This is a genomic window from Pseudomonas sp. GL-B-12 (assembly GCF_019955895.1).
Taxonomy (GTDB): Bacteria; Pseudomonadota; Gammaproteobacteria; order Pseudomonadales; family Pseudomonadaceae; genus Aquipseudomonas.
The window spans coordinates 19,826-39,563 of sequence record NZ_JAHBCX010000031.1 but is presented as its reverse complement, the minus strand read 5'-3'; the positions used below and the strand labels follow the sequence as shown (position 1 = coordinate 39,563).

Here is a 19,738-nt window from a genome sequence, read left to right as displayed (position 1 = left end):
GTAGGAGCTGGCGAAGCCTGCGATCTTTTGACTTTGCTTTTCAAAAACAAGATCAAAAGATCGCAGCCTCCGGCAGCTCCTACGGGGATTTGTGGTGGGGTTACTGGCGCAGTTCGCGCTTGAGGACTTTGCCCGCCGCCGACAGTGGCAGCTCGTCGCGGAACTCCACGGTCTTGGGGCACTTGTAGGGGGCGATGAATTCACGACAAAACAGGCGCAATTGCTCCTCATCGGCTTGGGCACCGGGCTTGCGCACCACCACCGCGTGCACCGCCTCGCCCCACTGTTCATGGGGAATGCCGATCACCGCGCACATCGCCACGGCCGGGTGCCGCGACAGAACGTTTTCGACTTCCGCCGAGTAAACGTTTTCCCCACCGCTGACGATCATGTCCTTCAAGCGGTCGACGATGAATAGGTAGCCCTGCTCGTCCATCCACGCCGCGTCGCCGGTGTACAGCCAACCGTCTCGCAACACCCTGGCGGTTTCTTCGGGCTTGTTCCAGTAGCCCTGCATGATGTTCGGCCCGCGCACAATGATCTCGCCCACTGTGCCACGGGGAACCTCTTGCCCCTGCGGGTCGACAATCTTCACGTTGACACCCAGACCGCCACGCCCCACCGAGCGCGACAAGCCGCTGATGCGAGCCTCTGGCGTGTGATTGCACGGCAGATTGCTGGACACCACCGGGCAGGCCTCGGTCAGTCCGTAGGAATGTGAAAGTTCGATGTCCGGCAGTCTGGCCAGCACTTGCTCGACCATATCCCCGGCGCTGGGTGAAGCACCGTAGGTCAGGCGTTTCAGGCTGCCCAGGTCATACTTGTCAAAGTCAGGATGAGCCAACAGCGCAAGGATCATGGTCGGCACCAGCAACGTCTCGGTGACCCGTTCGCGCTCAATCATCTGCAAGGCCTGCAAGGGGTCGAAGCTCGACGCCAGCACATGGCTTTCACCGGCCAGAAACTGAATCAGTGCACGGGCCATACCGGCGACATGGAACAATGGCGCGACATGCATCAGCAGGCCGCCGCGGATCGGCGGCATGTCCACCATGCGAGGCATGCACGCCGACCACAGGTTCAGGTGCGACTGCATGACCCCCTTGGGAAACCCGGTGGTGCCGCCGGTGTACATGATGCAGGCAAGGTCTTCACCGCCCCGCCCGGCGTCTTGCACTGGCGCAGTCTGGGCAATCAATTGCTCGAAACCCGACATGCCGGCCGGCACGTCACCGTCACCCGCATAAATCAACAGCGGCGCACGACGGGCCCTGGCACAAATGCCTTCGGCCAGCGCTGCGAAGTGCTCATCGACGATGAGGATGCCAGTACTGCAATCGTCCAGCGAATAGACGATCTCCGGCACGCTCCAGCGGATGTTCACCGGGTTGAGCACTCCGCCGCCCCACCAAACACCCATGATGTACTCCAGGTAGCGGTCGGAGTTCAGCGCCAGCATGCCGACCCGGTCACCGGCCGCCATGCCGAGTTTCTGCAAGGCGCCCGCCAGGCGAGCGACCCGTTCGCCAAATTCACGGTAGGTGTGGCGACGTTCGCCATGGATAGTCGCGATGTGGTCCGGGTTCTGTTGCAGCGTGCGTTGCAGGCATTGGGTCATGTACATGCTGTCAGCTCACGCCCCGATCCGTGCCGCGCCAGAACGGTTCACGCAGATCGCGCTTGAGCACCTTGCCGGCACCGGACAACGGCAACGCCGTACGGAACTCCACGGATTTCGGGGTCTTGTAGCCGGCAATCTGCCGACGGCAGTGTTCAATGATCTGGGCGCTTGCAACCTCGTTGTCCGGCTTGAGCACCACCACCGCGTGCACCGCTTCGCCCCACTGGGCACAAGGAATGCCGATCACTGCGCAGGCCGCGACGGCCGGGTGACTGGCGATGGCGCTTTCCACTTCGCCGGAATACACGTTTTCGCCACCGCTGACAATCATGTCCTTGAAACGGTCGACGATGTAGATAAAGCCATCCGCGTCCATATAAGCGCCATCGCCGGTGTGCATCCAGCCGCCGCGCAAGGCCTTGGCGGTTTCCTCGGGGTTGTTCCAGTAGCCGAGCATGATGTTCGGGCCGCGCACCACCACTTCGCCGACGGTGCCGCAGGGCACTTGGTTGTCATTTTCGTCGACGATGCGCACCGTGACCCCCAGCCCCGGGCGCCCGGCCGAGCGCAGGCGGCCATTGGCGATGCCTTCGGCGCTGTGGTTTTCCGGGCCGTTGGCAGAGATCGGCGGCGCCGCTTCGGTCATGCCGTAGCCTTGGGTGAACTCGACATTCGGCAAGGCCTTGAGCGCCATTTCCAGCAAGGGCACGGCAATCGGCGAGGCGCCGTAGGTGAGGCTGCGCAGGCAGCTCAGGTCATGCCTGGCGAAATCGGGGTGCATGATCAGCGCCTGAAGCATGGTCGGCACGATCAGGATATCGGTGATGCGCTCGCGCTCGATGGTGCGCATCACGTCCAGGGCATCGAAGGCCGGAACGAAAATGCTCGGCAGCCCCAGCAGCGAAATCAGGATCACCCGCGACAACGCCGCCAGGTGGAACATCGGCGCGATGTGCAGGGTCAATGCGTCCGCCGGCACCGGTACGTCGGCGGCGCGGGCCACGGCAGCGGTCCACAGGTTCATGTGCGACTGCATCACGCCTTTCGGTCGGCCGGTGGTACCGCCGGTGTACATGATGCTCGCCAGGTCGTCGCCGCCGCGAAACGCGTCGTCAACGGGCGTGGCTTCACCAATCAATTGCTCGTAGGACAGCATGCCTTCTGGCAACGGCCCGTCGCCGATGTGGATCAGCAACGGCCGCACCCTGGCGCTGCTGGCAATGCCTTCGGCCAGGGGCAGGAAGGTGTCGTCGATCAGCAGGATGCGGGTGTCGCAGTCGTCCAGCGAATAGACGATTTCCGGCACGCTCCAGCGAATGTTCACCGGGTTGACCACGCCACCGCCCCACCAGGTCGCCAGGAAATACTCAAGGAACCGGTCGGAGTTCAGGCCCAGCAGACCGACGCGATCGCCGGTCCGCATCCCCAAATGCTGCAAGGCCCCGGCCAGGCGAGCCACCCGGTCGGCCAGTTCGGCATAGGTGCGGCGGCGGTCGCGAAAGACCGTCGCCACGGCATGGGGACGTTGCTGCAGCACGCGGTGCAGGCCTTGGGTCAGATACATGAGGTTCTCCTGTGAATTATTGTTGTCAGGTAACGAACGCGACGCTACGGATCAGGTACCGGTGTATTTCGGCGAACGCTGCTCGACCTGGGCCATGCGCCCTTCGGCGTGATCTTCGCTGTCGCGCAGCAAGCCCCAATGCAGATGGGCCTGGGTGACGAAGTCCCGGGGCGCGAGATGGGCGCTCTGCAAGGCCAGGCGCTTGATCGACTGCACCGCGAGCGGGCCGTTGGCGGCAATACGCTCGGCCAGGTCCAGCGCCGCCGGCAGCAGACGGTCCTTGGGCAGCAGCTCGATGATCAAACCGATGCCCAAGGCCTGCCCGGCGCTGATCGATTCCCCGGTCAGCGCCATTTTCATGGCATGGGCCGCTGGAATTGCACGCAGCAAGTACTGCACGCCACCGGCCGCCGGAATGGTCGCGTCGCACACCTCGGGCAAGCCGAACGTGGCGCTGGCCGAGGCAATGCGCAGATCGCATTGCAGCGCCAGCTCGAGACCGCCCCCCAGGCAGGCACCATTGATGGCGGCAATCACCGGTTTCCAGATGTCCAGGTCGCTGAGGTCGAACAGCCGGCTGTAGCCGCCCTCCTCGGCTTCGGTCTCGCGGCTTTTGAGGGTGCCGGCGACAAAACCGGATGCCGCCAGCAACGACTCCTTGTGGCTTGCACCGCTGCAAAACGCGCGCTCGCCGGCACCGGTCAGGACGATCACCCGCACCTGCTCGTCATCCTGGCAGGCACCCAGGGTCTTGCGCAGGTGCATCAGATCGCTGACGGTCAGCGCGTTGTTCGACTGTTGCGCATCGAGCGTGATGAGTGCCACGTGATCGATGATCTTGAACTGAATGGCCATGGTGTAACTCCTGCGCTGCGCGATTCTTCATGTTGTTTTTCAGGCGCCAAAACCCAGGCCCAGTTCACGCAAGCGCTCAATGGCCGCGGTGTCGAAGCCCCAGTCACGCAGTGCTGCGCCGCCATGCTCTCCACGCGCGGGCGCCGGTTGCGGTTGCGCCGATGGCGTGCCGAGGAAACGCGGAGCCGGGACCGGTTGCACTACCCCGTCGACCTCAATGAAGCTGCCACGGGCAACGCCGTGGGGGTGCCTGGCTGCTTCGGCCAGGCCCAACACCGGCGCAACGCAGGCGTCGCTGCCTTCGAAGGCTTCCTCCCACTGCTTGCGGGTACGACCGAAGAACGCAGCGGTGAATGACTCCCGCAGCCGCGGCCAGCCAGCCCGGTCGTGCTGGCTGGGCAGGTCCGCGTTGGAGAGTCCGAGAATGTCCAGCATCTGCCCATAGAAGCGCGATTCAATCGGCCCGATCGCCATGTACTGGCCGTCGCGGGTTTCGTAGGTGTCGTACCAGGGCGCACCGCCATCGAGCAGGTTGCTGCCGCGCTGTTCTTTCCAGTGACCACCGGCCAGCAGGCCCCAGATCACCGAGCCCAGCTGCGCCGCACCTTCGGTCATCGCCGCATCGACCACCTGCCCGGCGCCGCCGCGCTGCACATTGAGCAGCGCCGCCAGTACGCCCATCGCCAGCAACATGCCGCCACCGCCGTAGTCACCCACCAGGTTCAGCGGCGGCACCGGCCGACCACCGGCCGGGCCGATACTCGACAGCACACCCGACAAGGCGATGTAGTTCAGGTCATGGCCAGCGCGGTCGGCCATCGGGCCGGTCTGGCCCCAGCCGGTCATACGGGCGTAGACCAGACGCGGATTGCTCTGTAGCGCGACTTCCGGGCCGAGGCCCAGGCGCTCCATCGTGCCGGGGCGAAACCCTTCGATCACCACGTCGGCGCGCTCAATCAATTGCAGCGCGACGGCGACACTGTCGGGGTGCTTCAGGTCGAGGGTGACCGAACGGCGGTTGCGCCCGGTGATGTCGGCCCGCTTGCCCTCAAGCTTCGGCCCCAGGTCACTGGCCTTCTGCGGCCGGTCGATGCGCACCACGTCGGCGCCCATGTCGGCCAACAGCATGGTGCCAAACGGCGCCGGCCCGATTGCCTCAAACTCCACCACCCGAATGCCGCTCAGTACGCCCATCGCCAACGCTCCGTGATTCTTCTGGAGCGCCAGCAGCACTCCTATTGTTGTGCCATCCAGTAGATCAATCCCGGCCCCACCGACCACCACCCGCATCGGGTGGTGGCCGCCAAAGACAGGGTCATCCCGCCCATGGTCTGGGTTACACTCGATGAGATTCGGCGCACTCACAAAACAAAAAAGAATCGGACAGCCCCATGGATAAACACCGCAAGTCCAATGCATCGGACACCCATGCCAGCCAGGTCTTCAATCCGGTTCAGTCCCCGATCGTCAGTACCAAACTGACTCCGCCGCGCAGCGCCGGGCGCCTGATTTCCCGCGAGCGCCTGCAGGAGCAAATGCTCAAGGCCCGCCGCCTGCGTTGCATCGTGCTCAGGGGACCAGCCGGGTGTGGCAAGACTTCGACCCTGATCGCCTGGCGCCAGGCGCTGTTGCCGCTGGGGTTCGACGTGGCGTGGCTGACGCTGTCGGCCGATGACAACGAACTGGCGCGCTTTCTTGACTATCTGCTGGCAAGCCTCGGCCAGATCGACCCGACGCTCGTGCGCGAAGCGACTCAACTGGAAGGTCGCGGCCTCGACAGCGAAGCCGTGGAACGCACCGTCATCACCCTGGTGCGCAGCATTGCCAGCCGTGGCCGTGAGCTGGTGCTGGTACTCGACGACCTGCACCACCTGACTGACGTGGGCATTCACCAGGCCCTGCAATGGCTGATCGACTACGCCCCGGCCAACCTCCACCTGGCGCTGATATCGCGCAGCGTCGTGCCGTTGTCCCTGGCGCGGTTGCGCAGCCAGGAACTGGTGCTGGAGCTGAACCTGCGGGACTTGCGTTTCACCGCCGCCGAATCCGAACAGTTCCTCAAGGCGCAATTGGGCGAGATCAGCGCCCGGGACGCCCGGATGATGCATGAGCTGACCGATGGCTGGGTCGCCGGCCTGCAACTGCTCGCCGTCAGCCGCAAAAAGAATCGCCCGCCTGCCGCCGCAGAGGCAACGTCGGTGCAAGCGCAGCTACGGGACGATCAAGCCTTCGCCAGGTTCTTCGAAGTCGAAGTGTTGTCCCACCTGTCACCGACAGACCTGGACCTGTTGCTGCTCATGGCCGTGTGCAACCGCTTCTGCGCCTCGTTGTGCGCTGCCTTGAGCGGTCACCCGCAGGCGGTTGCCGAGGCGAACGCGCTGCTGACGCGGCTGGAGCGGGACAACCTGTTCCTGATTCCGGTAGACAGCGCCGAGCGCGAAACCTGGTATCGCCTGCACCCATTGCTGCGCGAAACCCTGCTCAAGTATTTCGACTCGCGCAGCAACGCCGAGCAACAAGCGGTGCACGTTCGCGCATGGAGCTGGTTCCGCGAGCACAATCACCTGGATGAAGCGGTGCACCATGCGGTCATGGGCGGCGACCCGTCGGCCGCCGCCGATCTGGTGGAACAACACTGCGAGGCGTTGTACGCCCATGGCGACCTGCGCATGTTGATCGAGCTGGTGCGGCTGTTGCCGGTCGAACAGGTACAGGCCCGGGTCAAGCTGCGCATTCTCAAGACGCGGATGCAGCTGTATGCCAGGGACTTCGTGGCCTGCACCGCCAGCCTCGAACAACTGTTTCGCGACGTTCCCGAGAGCGAAGTCCATGACCGCTTCATGATCTCGCTGCTGCGCGCCTCTTTGGCCCTGCAGCGGGATGACACCGATGCGGCCATGACGGTCCTGCCGCAATTGCTCAACCCGCCTGCGGGCAGCAACAGCGTGGCCATCGGCTCCTGTGCCAACATCCTGTCCTGGCTGTACATGCACCGCGGTGAATACGAAAAGGCCCGCCAGGTGCAACTCGACCGGCCGAACCTGCTGATCAATGGCCAGCCGCTGCTGGGGACCACGGCGGGCAGCCTTCAGGGTCGTTGCCTGATCGGCTTGAGCCTGGCCCTTGAAGGCCAGATGACCCAGGCGGAACGGGTTTACCGCGATGTGTTGCATGAAGCCGGCCAATGCGGCAAGGGCGGTGCCGACGCGACTTATCTCTCCGCTGCGCTGCTTGGCGAAGTGCTGTACGAAACCAACGACCTCGACGCCGCGTTCAAGATGCTCTCGGGCTGGATCGACATTCTCGAACGGATCTCGATTCCCGATTCCGTGCTGCGTGTGCTGCAAGTGCTGTGGAATGTGCAATGGCTGGCGGGTAACCATCAGGAGGCCCTGGCATTTGTCGAGCGGCTTGATGAGTACGCGATCAAACTCGGCCTGGAGCGCCTGCAAGCCTACTGCCTGACCTGGCAGGTGCGCTGGTTGCTGACACTCGGGGAAACCGCACAAGCCCAAGCCAAGCTGGCGCGCCTGGATGCCATCGACGCGCGCCACCCGGACGCCGGGCACACGGCACTCAAGGAAATCCACATCCTGGCCGAGAACGCCCGCGCTCGCTGGCAACTGGCACAGGGCGACCTGGACGGCGCCTACGCACGCATAGAACAGCTGATCGAAACCTGTGAAAGGCACCGCCGCCAACTCGGAGCGGTACGCCTGATGGTGCTCAGTGCCGTGATCGAGTCCGAACGGGGTCACCATGAGCAGGCGCGGGACAAGGTCATGGAGGCGCTGCGCCGAGGGCAGCGCTTCGGCCTGGTGCGCAGCCTCATCGACGCCCATCCGGACGGGTTGAAACTGATCTGCGATATCACCAGCCGGGAAGTCCTTGACCCGGTGCTGGCGTTTTATGTCGAGCGCCTGCAGGCCGCCGGGGCCACAGCGCCTGCGGTCTCGAAAACCAAGCCTGCGACGGCGGCAACCAGCAAACCGCTGGCGGCCGGGATCGAGCCCTTGAGCGAACGGGAGATCGAAGTGGTGCGCCTGCTGGCCCAGGCCCTGCCCAACAAGAAAATCGCCCGTGCGCTGGGGCTGTCCCCGGAAACCGTGAAATGGCACCTGAGCCATATCTACAGCAAGCTCGGCGTCGGCAGCCGCGATGAAGCGGTGGCGCGGGTGCGGGATCTGGAATCGCAGGGTGATCCAGGCACTGGTACTCACTAACTGCCAATAGAGAAACCTGTGGGAGCGGGCTTGCCCGCGAAGGCGGTGTGTCAGTCAACACAGATGTTGAATTTGCTGGCCTCTTCGCGGGCAAGCCCGCTCCCACAGGGATTGTGTTGTCTTCAGTGATTTTTTAACCGCCACCCACCTCGGGTGGCGTTCACTCGCGCCCCCCCACCTATCGTAACCCTCAGATCACAGGCGCAGTTCGCGCCTTGCGTAAGCGCTCGGCCTAAGGCCGGCCTGGCATTTTTGAGGAGTCTTGCGTGCACATCGCCCGAACCGTTTTCCGCGACGACCATGAGATGTTCCGCACCACCGTGCGCCGTTTTTTCGAGCGTGAATGCCTGCCGCGCCAGGCCGCCTGGGACAAGGCCGGCCAGGTCGACCGGGAAACCTGGCTCAAGGCCGGCCGCGAAGGCCTGCTCGGCATCACCCTGCCCACCGAATACGGTGGTGGCGGCGGCGACTTCGGCCACTGCGCGGTGTTCAACGAAGAGTTCGCCCGGGCTGGCGTGAGCGGCGCCTACTTCGGCATGCACTCCGACGTGATCGCCCCCTACATCAACCGTTGCGGCAACGAAGAACAGAAACAGACATGGCTGCCGGGCATCTGCGCAGGCGAAATCATCCTCGCCATCGCCATGACCGAACCCGGCACCGGCAGCGACCTCAAGGCTGTGCGCACCACCGCCGTGCGCGATGGCGACGAGTACGTGATCAATGGCAGCAAGACCTTCATCAGCAACGGCCTGACCGCCGACCTGGTGATCGTCGTATGCAAGACCGACCCGACCGCTGGCGCCAAGGGCATCAGCCTGATTGCCGTGGAAACCGGCCGCGCCGGTTTCAAGCATGGCCGCAAGCTGGAAAAGGTCGGCCAGCACGCCCAGGACACCGCCGAGCTGTTCTTCGACAACGTCCGCGTGCCGGTGGGCAACCGTCTGGGCGAGGAAGGCCTGGGCTTCACCTACCTGATGGGTGAGCTGCCGCAAGAGCGTTTTTCCATCGCCGTGTCCGCCGCCGCCAAGCTTGAGCGCCTGCTGGAGCTGACCATCGAGTACGTAAAAGACCGCAAGGCCTTCAATCAGACCGTATGGGACTTCCAGAACAGCAAATTCAAACTTGCCGACATCAAGGCCCAGGCCACCGCCCTGCGGGTGATGGTCGACTACTACCTGGGCGAACACATGCGCCGCCGGCTGACCCTCGAAGAAGCCGCCATCGCCAAGCTCCACACCACCGAAACCCTGTGGAAATGCATCGACGACATGGTCCAGCTGCACGGCGGCTACGGCTACATGATGGAGTACCCGATTGCCCGCGCGTTCGTCGACATGCGCGTCAACCGCATCTACGGCGGCACCAGTGAAGTCATGCGCGAAATGATCGCGCGCAAGCTCTGAACCTCTCAAACAACAAGGAAAACAACGATGAGCAATAAAGTGTTCGTTGCTGGCGTCGGCATGATCCAGTTCAAGAAACCGGGGACCAATGAGCCCTACGACATCATGGGTGAACAGGCGATTCGCCTGGCCCTGGCCGATTGCGGGCTGGACTTCAGTGACATCCAGCAGGCCTACGCCGGCTACGTCTACGGCGACTCCACCTGCGGCCAGAAAGCCCTGTACCGCGTGGGCATGACCGGCATCCCGCTGATCAACGTCAACAACAACTGCGCCACCGGCTCCAGCGCGCTGTTCCTGGCCCGGCAGGCCGTGGCCAGCGGTGCGGTGGACTGCGCCCTGGCATTTGGCTTCGAGCAGATGAATCCGGGCGCATTGAGATCCGCCTGGACCGACCGCGCCCCGGCCACCGAGCGCGCCCTCAAGTTGACCAACGAACTGGTGGGCATGCCCGACCTGCCGACCGCCATCCGCCAGTTTGCCGGTGCCGGTCACGCGCACATGCAGAAGTACGGCACCCGGCTGGAGACCTTCGCCAAAATCCGCGCCAAGGCCAGCCGCCATGCCGCCAACAACCCGCTGGCCGTATTCCGCAACGTAGTCACCCCGGAAGAAGTCCTGGCTGCGCCAATGTTGTGGGAAGGCGTGCTGACCCGCCTGATGGCCTGCCCGCCGACCTGTGGCGCCGCCGCGAGCATCGTAGTGTCCGAGTCCTTCGCGAAAAAGCATGGCCTGCGCACCGACGTGCTGATGGCCGGCCAGGCCCTGACCACCGACCTGCCGAGCACCTACGACGCCAAGGACATGATCCGCGTGGTCGGTTTCGACATGACCCGCATGGCAGCGGACATCGCCTACAACCAGGCCGGCATAGGTCCACAAGACATCGACGTGATCGAGCTGCACGACTGCTTCGCCCAGAACGAGCTGCTGACCTACGAAGGCCTCGGCTTGTGCGCTGAAGGCGGCGCCGAGCAACTGGTCAACGACGGCGACAACACCTACGGCGGCAAGTGGGTAACCAACCCCTCCGGCGGACTGCTCTCCAAGGGTCACCCGCTGGGCGCCACCGGCCTGGCCCAGTGCTACGAGCTGACCCACCAGTTGCGCGGCACCGCCGAACAGCGCCAGGTGCCGAACGCGCGCATCGCCGTGCAGCACAACCTCGGTCTGGGCGGCGCCTGCGTCGTCACCGTGTACCAGAAAAACTGAAGCGACCGGGTAATCAAGGAGTCACTCAGATGATCGACAAAAAACACATCGGCAGACAACTGCCCACCTTCCTCGCCACCGCCGAAGCCGGGCAACTGCGCTTCTTCGCCAAGGCCACCGGGGAAACCAACCCGATCTACTTCGACGAGCAGGCCGCTCGCGATGCAGGGCATCCGAACCTGCCGTTGCCACCAACCTTCCTGTTCTCGCTGGAATTCCAGATCCCGTCCAACGCCTGGCGCTTTGAGCTGGGCATCGTCACCGCACGCATCCTGCACGGTGAGGAATCGTTCCGTTATCACCGCATGGCCTATGCCGGCGACACCCTGCGCTTCGACGTACGCATCGCCGACATCTACGACAAAAAAGGCGGCGCGCTGGAATTCGTGGTGCGCGAGACCCGAGTCACCAACCAGCACGGTGAGCACGTCGCGGACCTGCGCAGCGTGCTCGTACAGCGCAACAGCTGAAGCGGAGAACATTGATGAACGCCATAAGCCTGGAAAAAATCAACATCGGCGACACCCTGCCACCGCTGGCGCTGCCGCCGATCAACCGCACCACCCTGGCGCTGTTCGCCGGCGCGTCCGGTGACCACAACGCCATTCACATCGACACCGATTACGCGCGCAAAGCCGGCATGGCTGACGTGTTCGCCCACGGCATGTTGTCGATGGCCTACCTCGGTCGCCTGCTGACCCAGTGGGTCGATCAGCGCCAGTTGCGCGAGTTCGGCGTGCGCTTTCTCGGCATCACCCACCTGGGTCATCAGATCACCTGCACCGGCACCGTCGTCGAGCGCTTTGAAGTCGACGGCGAGCAACGCATCAAGGTCGAAGTGCGCACCACCAACCAATACGGCGACACCAAAATTGTTGGTGACGCTGTGATCGCTCTGTAAACAAACCCAAGAATTGAGGAGCAACACCCCATGGCAAAACTCGAAGGCAAAGTCGCACTGGTCACCGGTTCCGGTCGTGGCATCGGCCAGCAGATCGCCCTGAAACTGGCAAGCGAAGGCGCGCGCATCGTGATCAACGACCTGGACGCCGATCCGGCCCATGAAACCGCAGAACTGATCCGCAAGATGGGTGGCGAAGCCGCCGTGTGTCACGGCAACGTCAGCGCCCCGGATTTCGCCGAGCGCTACATCAAGACCGCGATGGACAACTTCAACGGCATCGACATCATCGTCAACAACGCCGGCTACACCTGGGACGACGTGATCCAGAAGATGACCGACGAGCAGTGGTACGCGATTCTCGACTGCCACATGACCGCACCGTTCCGCATCCTGCGTGCCGCCTACCCGATCATCAAGGCGCAGGCCCAGGCGGACGCCGCAGCAGAGCGCGAAGTGTTCCGCAAAGTGGTGAACATCTCGTCAGTGTCGGCGCTCAACGGCAATGCCGGGCAGATGAACTACTCCTCCGCCAAGGCCGGTGTACTGGGCATGACCCGCGCGCTGGCCCGGGAATGGGGCCGCTTCAAGGTCAACGTCAACGCCGTGGCCTTCGGTTTCATCGAAACCCGCATGACCAGCGCCGACGCCCATGCCGGCGCCACGGTGAACATCGAAGGCCGCGACATCCGTGTCGGCATCAGCCCGGAAGCGGCCAAATCGTTCGCCCAGCGCAACCCGCTCGGCCGCCCGGGCACCACGAAGGAAGCGGCCGACGCCGTGTACCTGTTCTGCTCGCCGGAGTCGAACTACATCACGGCCCAGACCATCGCGGTGGCCGGCAATCTGCAGTAACCGACAAGCAACAAGCAAAACCACTGTGGCGAGGGAGCTTGCTCCCGCTGGGCTGCGAAGCGGCCCCCGACAATCTGTCAGTTGCTGCGCATCGGCAGAGATACGACTGCTTCGCAGCCGAACGGGAGCAAGCTCCCTCGCCACAACTGCCCCCTCGCCACATTGGCTCTGCTGACTTTGAGATCGATGACCGCAGGATCACACCATGAACATGACTGAAACCAATATCCGCCAGGCTGCCATCAAACTGATCTCGCGTAATGGCTACGGCTCGATGAGCCTTCGGCAACTGGCGGCTGAATCGGGGATCAACCCCTCGACGCTGTACCTCTATTACCAAGGCAAAGGCGAGTTGCTGCTGGAGCTGGTTCTGGAATATTTCCAGGGGATTTCCCAGGCATGGGCACGCAGCCGCCCCGCCGTTGCGCGGGCCGATACGAAACTGCGCACGTTCATCGCCTGCCATGTGCGTTATCACTTGGAACATCAGGATCAGGCCATTCTCGGCAACCTGGAATTGCGCAGCCTGGATGAACAATCCTTGACCCAGGTCCGCCAGGCGCGACGGGTTTACCTCAGGGGCCTGCAAGATCTGCTGGAGCAAGGCGTGCGTGAAGGCTCGCTCAGCTGCGCCGAACCCAAACTGATGGCGCGCACCCTGTTCAACATGCTGACGCATGCCTGTGTCTGGTATCAGGCCGATGGCCGCTGGAGCGTCGACGACGTGATCCGCCATTACTCGGAACTGGTGCTGAAAATGCTCGGTGCCGTGCCCATCGCATCACCTCGCCCACCTCTGCGCCGTGCGGCCATTACACGCCGCACTATGCCGATGGAGGCAGTTTCATGAGCGACCTCATGCAGCCCTTTTCCATGGCCGGCAAAACCGTGCTGGTAGCCGATGCCACCACCCGACTCGGCGCCCATTTCGCCCGGCTGATCAGCCTCGCCGGCGCCCGGGTGGCCCTCGGCGCGCAACACCCTGCGCAACTTGAGCAGCTGGTGGCCGACCTGCGCTGGGAGGGTGGTGAAGTGCTGATCGTCAGCCTCGACAGCGCCCGCCGTCCCAGCATCGAAGCGGCGCTTGAGGCCGTCGAAGAGCGCTTGGGCAGCATCGATGTACTGATCAACAACAGCGCCGAGCGTGAGCACGTGGTGCTGAAAAATCACCTGATCCATTGCACCAGCCAGCACATGATCAAGGCCGAGCGTGGCGGTAGCATCGTCAACATCGAACCGCCGCCCCGACCGATCAGAGAGCCCAACCCTTGTTTGCGCTCCAACAGCAGCCTGATCCGCATGAGCCGGGCCATGGCCCAGTCGCTGACGCCGCACCGGATCCGGGTCAATGTGATTGCCGCCGGACGCGGCAACGACGCGGGTCTGCAGGAACTCAACGGTCCCTTGCTGTTGCTGGCCAGTGGCGCGGGTGCCAGCGTCACCGGTGCGGTGCTGCACATCGACAACTATGCCACCTGATACGGGTGGCGTTTAGTTTCTGACGACCCTTGAACATCGGAACCGGTCGCCTTGCGCGACGCCCGTCAACAAGGAGCCAGTCAGATGACTCGCATAAAAAAGTGGCTGCCGAAACTCGCCATGGTGGCGACAACGGTCATGGCATTGGCGGCGAATGCCGCTGACAAACCCAACATCCTGGTGATCTTCGGCGATGACATCGGCCAGACCAACATCAGCGCCTATTCCATGGGTGTGGTCGGCTACAAGACCCCGAACATCGACCGCATCGCTCACGAAGGCATGCTGTTCACCGACTACTACGCGGAGAACAGCTGCACCGCCGGGCGCTCGTCGTTCATCACCGGCCAGTCACCATTGCGCACCGGCCTGACCAAGGTCGGCGTGCCGGGGGCGCCGGTCGGTATCCAGAAACGCGACATCACCCTCGCCCAGGCCCTCAAGTCCCAGGGTTACGCCACCGGCCAGTTCGGCAAGAACCACCTCGGCGACCGTGACGAATACCTGCCGACCAACCACGGTTTCGATGAGTTCTTCGGCAACCTGTACCACCTCAACGCCGAAGAAGAACCCGAGCGCCCGTACTGGCCCAAGGACGACCCGGACTTCGTCAAATCCCGGACTCCCCGTGGCGTGATCCACAGCTACGCCGACGGCAAGATCGAAGACACCGGCGCACTGACCACCAAGCGCATGGAAACCATCGACGACGAAACCACCGCCGCCGCGCAAACGTTCATCGAGAAACAGGCCAGGGCCGACAAGCCGTTCTTCGTCTGGATGAACACCACGCGCATGCATGTGTTCACCCACGTGCGTGAATCGATGAAAGGCCAGAGCGGCATGCCCGGCAACGATTACGCCGATGGCATGATCGAGCACGACGGTGACGTCGGCAAACTGCTGCAGACCCTCGACGACCTGAAGATCACCGACAACACCATCGTCGTCTACACCACCGACAACGGCCCGAACCAGTTCTCCTGGCCGGACGCGGCGACCACGCCGTTCCGTAACGAGAAGAACTCCAACTGGGAGGGTGCCTATCGCGTACCGGCGATTGTGCGTTGGCCGGGCAAGATCAAGGCCGGTGAAGTTTCGAACGAGATGTTCTCGGGCATGGACTGGTTCCCTACCCTGCTCGCGGCGGCTGGCGATACCGAGGTGAAGGACAAGCTGTTGAAAGGCTGGGCACCGACTTCGGGCGGCGCCAGTTTCAAGGTGCACCTGGACGGCTACAACCAGTTGCCCTACCTGACTGGCCAACAGCCTAAAGGGCAACGCCGCGAGTTCTACTACTTCAACGACGACGGCGTGCTGGTGTCCATGCGCTTCGACAACTGGAAAGTGGTCTTCGCCGAACAGCGCGAACCGGGTGGTTTTGCGGTATGGAGCAGCCCGTTCGTGCCGCTGCGGGTGCCCAAGCTGTTCAACCTGCGCATGGACCCGTATGAGCGGGCTGACCTGGTCTCGGACCAGTACAACGACTGGCTCGTGAAGAACTCCTACCTGCTGGCCGCAGGTGTGGCCAAGGCTGCGCGCTTCCTGCAGACCTTCATCGAGTACCCGCCGAGCCAGAAGCCTGCCAGTTTCAGCGTTGATCAGATTCGCGCGGCGGTCGATGCGAAAATCGAAGAGAGGCTGAAAAGCCAGGCCAAACCGTAGGCAGCCTCTCACTCAGAAAGTCCTGGAGGACAAACACCGCACCCGTGGCGAGGGAGCTTGCTCCCGTTGGGTCGCGAAGCGACCCCAAAAAATGGGCCTGCTGCGCAGTCCAGCGGGACGGTGCGGCGATCCGACAAGCTCCCTCGCCACATTCAGGGCTATGTCGTAGAGGTGTGAAATTAAGCTTGGGCTAAGGTTGCTTCTCTAATCTTCGACACTTTCGGGTCGTCGAGTATTTCGAAGATGGGTAGTGTCGATACAAACGCCAAACCACCGTTCAGCATCGTTCTGGTTAATTACAAAACCCCCGAGCTCACCAGGATCTGCCTGGAGCTGTTGCAGGAGCATGTCCAAAAAGCCGGCATTGCGGTCTGGGTGGTGGATAACGATTCGGCGGACGCCAGCGTCGAATATTTGCGCTCGCTCGACTGGATCAACCTGATCGAGCGCGATGCCCCTACCAAAGAGCCGGGGCACATCGCCCACGGCAAAGCGCTGGACATGGCGCTGGCCAGGGTCAGCACCGACTATCTGTTCCTGATGCACACCGACACGTTCGTCTTCGATGCAAACGTCTTTGCGATGATGATGGAGCACTGCACCAAGGATCAAAACGTCATCGCGGTCGGTTGCACCGAGCAACTCAACCGCGGACTGCCAAGGACCGCGTGGCGCTTCACTTCACGCCTGATCAAACACCACTACCGACGCTTGAAGCAATCGCTGGGCCTGAGATCAAAGGAGCCGAAACCCTACCGGGAAACCTACGTGAAAAGCTTTTGCACGCTGTGGAATGGCAGACTGATGAAGCAACAGGGTTTGCATTTTCAGATCGATGACCGTGTGCCCGGTTATGAGCTGCAAGACCGCGTGATCGGGCTTGGCTACAAAGTCGTGTTTCTTTCGCCCGGCAAAATGTTCAAGTACCTGGACCACGTCCAGTCCGGCACCGTCGCTGCTGCGGGCGGCTATGGCCAAGATCATCGACGGACGAAAATGTACCAGGACATTCTCAAGCGCTTCGGCGCGACCAACTCCTCGATGTCTTGAATAAACCCGCACCCACAAAAAAGCCCACTGACCGTTGCCGGATCAGTGGGCTTTTGTGCATCAGGCTAACGCTGATTCACTGCTTCATGATGAACGTCGCCAGGCTTTTCAGGTCGTCCGAGCTCAACTGCGCGAACGGTGGCATGGGCACATCCCCCCACTTTCCGCTACCGCCGTGCTGAATGCTCGACATGACCCGGGCCAGCCCCTGCGGGTCATTGGCATACTTGGCCGCCACATCGTGATAGGCCGGGCCGACGACCTTATGGTCGACTGCGTGACAGGACAGGCAGGCGTTGTCCTGGAGCAAGGCCGAGGCAACTTTCGCTACCGACACCGTGGGTGGCTGATCCGCCGGCGGGTTGGAGACCGCCTGAACATCGGCATCGCTCGCCTTCGCACTGCCGTAAGTCACCGCCAGGTAAGCACCGATAACACTCACATCCTGGTCGCTGATCGGAGCGCCGTACACGTGCTGCATCTTGCCCGCTTCGGCGGTCCACTGCGCCAGGCTCATGCCCGGCGGCTGGAAGTTGATGTAATCGGCCGAATGGCAGACAGAACACTTCTGCTGCGCCAAAGCATAGCCAGGCATCGTGCTGGGCTTGAACACAGCCGTTTCAGGCGGCAGTGTGATGGACAGCGGTGCGGCGCCAGCCAGGGTGGTGAGAAAAACCGGAGCCGCGCAGAGCAAGGCGGTCATGCATTTCACAAGTTTCATGCGGCCCTCCTCAGGCGACGGTCACGTGGGTGGTTTCGACGACGTGGCGGCGGTAGCCAGCGGGGTTCCAGTCGGCTTGCAGCGGCTGCGTCTCGCCGGCACTGTTGCTGGCTCGCACCATCAACTGAGTGGCGCCCTTGCCGGTAAAGGTGATCGGCAGTGTCCACTCACGGAAGGAGTAACGGCCAAGGTCCTGCCCGAGTTGGGTCTCGCGCCAGGTTTTTCCACCGTCGATCGACACCTCCACCTTGTTGACCCCAACGCCCCCGTCGAAAGCGATGCCCTTGAGCAGCACGCTTTTGTTCAGCGGCAGTACATCGCCGTGTTTAACGCTGGTGATGAAACTGCGCACCGGCAATTTGGAGATCGGCAGGGTTTTCGCCGCCGTGGTGCCGGGGGCAATGCAGAAGCAATCGTTATCCGGAACCCGGTACCCCTTGGCCATGAAGAAACCGTCGAAGGTATGGTCGACGACTTCGATCTCACTCAGGTGCTTGACCCAGTACGTGCCGAAATAGCCTGGCACCACCAGGCGAATCGGGTAACCGTTGAGAAATGGCAGGTCGGTGCCATTCATCGACCAGGCGATCATCGGCTCGCCATCCATGGCATGGCTGATGTCCAGCGCCTTGATGTACTCCGGCGTGCTTGGCAGCACCGGTTTATCGAGCCCACGGAAAGTCACTTGTTTGGCCTCGGCTTTTACCCCCGCCTTTTCCAGCACAGCCTTGAGCGGTACCCCCACCCACCGCGCATTGCCCATTGAGCCATTGCCCAACTGAGCGCCGAACACCCGGGGCATCGAGAAGCCACGGCTGTTGCCCGAACATTGATTCACGGCGACCACTTCAACCGGTTCGGCAAGCGCCTTGAGCTCGGCAAGGGACAGTGACAACGGCGTGTCGACCGTGCCCTTGATCGTCAGGCGGTAGCTGTCCGGATCGATGCTGGTCGGGAAATTGGCCAAGTGGTAACGCACGAAAAAGGCGTCATTGGGCGTGATCGGCCCCTCGTTGAAGACGGGGAACGGCGTCTCCAGATGCGGCGGCCGAGTGGTCACCAGGGTCAACGGGCGTTTTTGCGGGTATTGCACCAGCGGTCGTGGGCCGGCGGCAAAGGTCACTTCCTCCGCGGATTCGCTGGCCGCTGCGGATTCGTCGGCTGCCCTGGCCAGGCTTGCCAACGGCGAGGCCGCCAAAGCCAGAGTGAAAGCATCGCGTAAAACCCGCCGGCGGGTCGGCTGGCTGTTGTCTACATAACTGAACTTCATTCTGCGCTCTCTATGATTGTTTTATTGAGATGCAACTGACTGTGGGAGCGAGCTTGCTCGCGATGTCGTTAACGATAGCGCGTGCTTACTGACTAACCGTAGCGCACTTGAGTCCATCGCGAGCACGCTCGCTCATACAAATTCCCGCCGGGGCGGAGAGGTATCAGGCTTACGGTTTCGCCTTACCGTGGTCGGTAAACAAATCAGTATCGTCAGGGCCAAACTGTCTGCTTCTCATTGAGCGTCAGTGACTTGACAATTGATGACAGGACCCCCCGTTATGGACGGCGTAGACACTCCGGGTTCAAAGCGCTGCCTGTGCCATCGCCCACAAAAAAGCCCACTGACCATCGCCGGTTCAGTGGGCTTTTTCACATCAGGCTAAAACCGCCCTCGCCTGCTACTGCGGATCTACCTGATCCAGCACGCGGTTCACCGATAGCTCTGCCAAGGTAATCATCTGTTGAATGCCCAGCGCCAAATTGCATTTTGGGCCGTTGAGGATAAACGCCAGTTCACTTGCCATGACACTGGCCGAGGCAAGGGTTTCACAGGCGTGAACCAGGAGGGTTTCGTTGTTGACGTTGGGGGCGATGGTGAAGATTGGGTTGGGACGGCGCTTGGCCAATTTTGGTTTGCTAGATGAGGACTCGGAATCGGAGTCTATCTGCGCGCCTGAATCAGGGGGATTCGGAGTTGGTTTTATCATTGTGAAGCTCCTATGAAGTGAGCACCTCCCCATTCGCTACCACGCAAGATAGGGAGACGGCTGTACACAGGGTGGTAGACCGGTCATAGAAACCCGGCAGGCCGAAGCCTCCCATGCACAGCCGCCACAAAGCAGCCAGCACAAAAAAACGCCCTGAGGCGTTCTGGGTCTATGAAGAAACCGGGCTACCACACCCGTTCGCTGAAT

At 62.4% G+C, this 19,738-nt stretch carries 17 protein-coding genes; 10 read left to right on the top strand and 7 right to left on the bottom strand.

The features are described 5' to 3' along the window. Positions 1-100 precede the first annotated feature (100 nt). Genes KGA85_RS17440 through KGA85_RS17425 form a run of 4 tightly spaced genes read right to left on the bottom strand, consistent with a single transcriptional unit; the run spans position 101 to position 5,234 of the window. A complete protein-coding gene (locus tag KGA85_RS17440) occupies positions 101-1,624 on the bottom strand; it encodes an acyl-CoA synthetase (RefSeq protein ID WP_223536550.1) in 1,524 nt (507 codons plus the stop codon). Positions 1,625-1,628: 4 nt separating this feature from the next. Next, on the bottom strand, positions 1,629-3,185 hold the full coding sequence (locus KGA85_RS17435; protein ID WP_223543270.1) for an acyl-CoA synthetase: 1,557 nt from the start codon (positions 3,183-3,185) through the stop codon (positions 1,629-1,631). Between the two features lie 51 nt (positions 3,186-3,236). Next, complete coding sequence (locus KGA85_RS17430) at positions 3,237-4,040, bottom strand: enoyl-CoA hydratase/isomerase family protein (protein WP_223456043.1); 804 nt, start codon at positions 4,038-4,040, stop codon at positions 3,237-3,239. A 39-nt stretch (positions 4,041-4,079) separates the two neighbouring features. Continuing rightward, entirely contained in the window at positions 4,080-5,234 is a 1,155-nt protein-coding gene (locus KGA85_RS17425; protein WP_223456044.1) for a CaiB/BaiF CoA transferase family protein, read from the bottom strand. A 197-nt stretch (positions 5,235-5,431) separates the two neighbouring features. Here KGA85_RS17425 and KGA85_RS17420 point away from each other — a divergent pair, with 197 nt between their 5' ends. The 10 genes from KGA85_RS17420 (at position 5,432) to KGA85_RS17375 (ending at position 16,831) form a co-directional block, all read left to right on the top strand. Continuing rightward, complete coding sequence (locus KGA85_RS17420) at positions 5,432-8,263, top strand: LuxR C-terminal-related transcriptional regulator (RefSeq protein WP_223533319.1); 2,832 nt, start codon at positions 5,432-5,434, stop codon at positions 8,261-8,263. Between the two features lie 305 nt (positions 8,264-8,568). Then, the gene (locus tag KGA85_RS17415) at positions 8,569-9,669 is read left to right on the top strand and encodes an acyl-CoA dehydrogenase family protein (protein ID WP_223533330.1); all 1,101 of its coding nucleotides are present in this window, start codon (positions 8,569-8,571) and stop codon (positions 9,667-9,669) included. A 27-nt stretch (positions 9,670-9,696) separates the two neighbouring features. Further along, the gene (locus KGA85_RS17410) at positions 9,697-10,881 is read left to right on the top strand and encodes a lipid-transfer protein (RefSeq protein ID WP_223456046.1); all 1,185 of its coding nucleotides are present in this window, start codon (positions 9,697-9,699) and stop codon (positions 10,879-10,881) included. A gap of 29 nt (positions 10,882-10,910) precedes the next feature. Beyond that, positions 10,911-11,351, top strand: a complete 441-nt coding sequence (locus KGA85_RS17405; protein ID WP_223456047.1) for a MaoC family dehydratase N-terminal domain-containing protein — start codon at positions 10,911-10,913, stop codon at positions 11,349-11,351. Positions 11,352-11,365: 14 nt separating this feature from the next. Next, positions 11,366-11,782 (top strand): MaoC family dehydratase, encoded by a 417-nt coding sequence (locus KGA85_RS17400; RefSeq protein ID WP_046040402.1) that lies wholly within the window; start codon positions 11,366-11,368, stop codon positions 11,780-11,782. Positions 11,783-11,812: 30 nt separating this feature from the next. Beyond that, on the top strand, positions 11,813-12,637 hold the full coding sequence (locus KGA85_RS17395; protein WP_223456048.1) for an SDR family NAD(P)-dependent oxidoreductase: 825 nt from the start codon (positions 11,813-11,815) through the stop codon (positions 12,635-12,637). Between the two features lie 205 nt (positions 12,638-12,842). Next, a complete protein-coding gene (locus tag KGA85_RS17390; protein WP_223456049.1) occupies positions 12,843-13,487 on the top strand; it encodes a TetR/AcrR family transcriptional regulator in 645 nt (214 codons plus the stop codon). Next, positions 13,484-14,116: an SDR family NAD(P)-dependent oxidoreductase gene (locus tag KGA85_RS17385; RefSeq protein ID WP_223456050.1), complete on the top strand. Its 633-nt coding sequence runs from the start codon at positions 13,484-13,486 to the stop codon at positions 14,114-14,116. Before KGA85_RS17390 ends, KGA85_RS17385 begins: the two co-directional genes overlap by 4 nt. An 84-nt stretch (positions 14,117-14,200) precedes the next feature. Then, positions 14,201-15,781: an arylsulfatase gene (locus KGA85_RS17380; protein WP_223543269.1), complete on the top strand. Its 1,581-nt coding sequence runs from the start codon at positions 14,201-14,203 to the stop codon at positions 15,779-15,781. Between the two features lie 243 nt (positions 15,782-16,024). Continuing rightward, positions 16,025-16,831: a glycosyltransferase family 2 protein gene (locus tag KGA85_RS17375; RefSeq protein ID WP_223543268.1), complete on the top strand. Its 807-nt coding sequence runs from the start codon at positions 16,025-16,027 to the stop codon at positions 16,829-16,831. Positions 16,832-16,907: 76 nt separating this feature from the next. Here KGA85_RS17375 and KGA85_RS17370 read toward each other — a convergent pair whose 3' ends face one another. The 3 genes from KGA85_RS17370 to KGA85_RS17360 all read right to left on the bottom strand — a co-directional run bounded on the left by KGA85_RS17370 (position 16,908) and on the right by KGA85_RS17360 (position 19,531). Continuing rightward, complete coding sequence (locus tag KGA85_RS17370) at positions 16,908-17,552, bottom strand: c-type cytochrome (protein ID WP_046040396.1); 645 nt, start codon at positions 17,550-17,552, stop codon at positions 16,908-16,910. Between the two features lie 10 nt (positions 17,553-17,562). Next, the gene (locus tag KGA85_RS17365) at positions 17,563-18,822 is read right to left on the bottom strand and encodes a molybdopterin-dependent oxidoreductase (protein WP_223456053.1); all 1,260 of its coding nucleotides are present in this window, start codon (positions 18,820-18,822) and stop codon (positions 17,563-17,565) included. A 400-nt stretch (positions 18,823-19,222) separates the two neighbouring features. After that, positions 19,223-19,531, bottom strand: coding sequence for a DUF6124 family protein (locus tag KGA85_RS17360; protein WP_223543267.1), 309 nt, complete (start codon positions 19,529-19,531; stop codon positions 19,223-19,225). Positions 19,532-19,738: the final 207 nt, after the last annotated feature.

Excerpts from the sequence above, each read along its gene's own strand:
- KGA85_RS17440 (WP_223536550.1), bottom strand. The coding sequence starts at position 1,624 with ATGTACATGACCCAATGCCTGCAACGCACGCTGCAACAGAACCCGGAC.
- KGA85_RS17435 (WP_223543270.1), bottom strand. The coding sequence starts at position 3,185 with ATGTATCTGACCCAAGGCCTGCACCGCGTGCTGCAGCAACGTCCCCAT.
- KGA85_RS17430 (WP_223456043.1), bottom strand. The coding sequence starts at position 4,040 with ATGGCCATTCAGTTCAAGATCATCGATCACGTGGCACTCATCACGCTC.
- KGA85_RS17425 (WP_223456044.1), bottom strand. The coding sequence starts at position 5,234 with ATGGGCGTACTGAGCGGCATTCGGGTGGTGGAGTTTGAGGCAATCGGG.
- KGA85_RS17420 (WP_223533319.1), top strand. The coding sequence starts at position 5,432 with ATGGATAAACACCGCAAGTCCAATGCATCGGACACCCATGCCAGCCAG.
- KGA85_RS17415 (WP_223533330.1), top strand. The coding sequence starts at position 8,569 with ATGTTCCGCACCACCGTGCGCCGTTTTTTCGAGCGTGAATGCCTGCCG.
- KGA85_RS17410 (WP_223456046.1), top strand. The coding sequence starts at position 9,697 with ATGAGCAATAAAGTGTTCGTTGCTGGCGTCGGCATGATCCAGTTCAAG.
- KGA85_RS17405 (WP_223456047.1), top strand. The coding sequence starts at position 10,911 with ATGATCGACAAAAAACACATCGGCAGACAACTGCCCACCTTCCTCGCC.
- KGA85_RS17400 (WP_046040402.1), top strand. The coding sequence starts at position 11,366 with ATGAACGCCATAAGCCTGGAAAAAATCAACATCGGCGACACCCTGCCA.
- KGA85_RS17395 (WP_223456048.1), top strand. The coding sequence starts at position 11,813 with ATGGCAAAACTCGAAGGCAAAGTCGCACTGGTCACCGGTTCCGGTCGT.
- KGA85_RS17390 (WP_223456049.1), top strand. The coding sequence starts at position 12,843 with ATGAACATGACTGAAACCAATATCCGCCAGGCTGCCATCAAACTGATC.
- KGA85_RS17385 (WP_223456050.1), top strand. The coding sequence starts at position 13,484 with ATGAGCGACCTCATGCAGCCCTTTTCCATGGCCGGCAAAACCGTGCTG.
- KGA85_RS17380 (WP_223543269.1), top strand. The coding sequence starts at position 14,201 with ATGACTCGCATAAAAAAGTGGCTGCCGAAACTCGCCATGGTGGCGACA.
- KGA85_RS17375 (WP_223543268.1), top strand. The coding sequence starts at position 16,025 with ATGGGTAGTGTCGATACAAACGCCAAACCACCGTTCAGCATCGTTCTG.
- KGA85_RS17370 (WP_046040396.1), bottom strand. The coding sequence starts at position 17,552 with ATGAAACTTGTGAAATGCATGACCGCCTTGCTCTGCGCGGCTCCGGTT.
- KGA85_RS17365 (WP_223456053.1), bottom strand. The coding sequence starts at position 18,822 with ATGAAGTTCAGTTATGTAGACAACAGCCAGCCGACCCGCCGGCGGGTT.
- KGA85_RS17360 (WP_223543267.1), bottom strand. The coding sequence starts at position 19,531 with ATGATAAAACCAACTCCGAATCCCCCTGATTCAGGCGCGCAGATAGAC.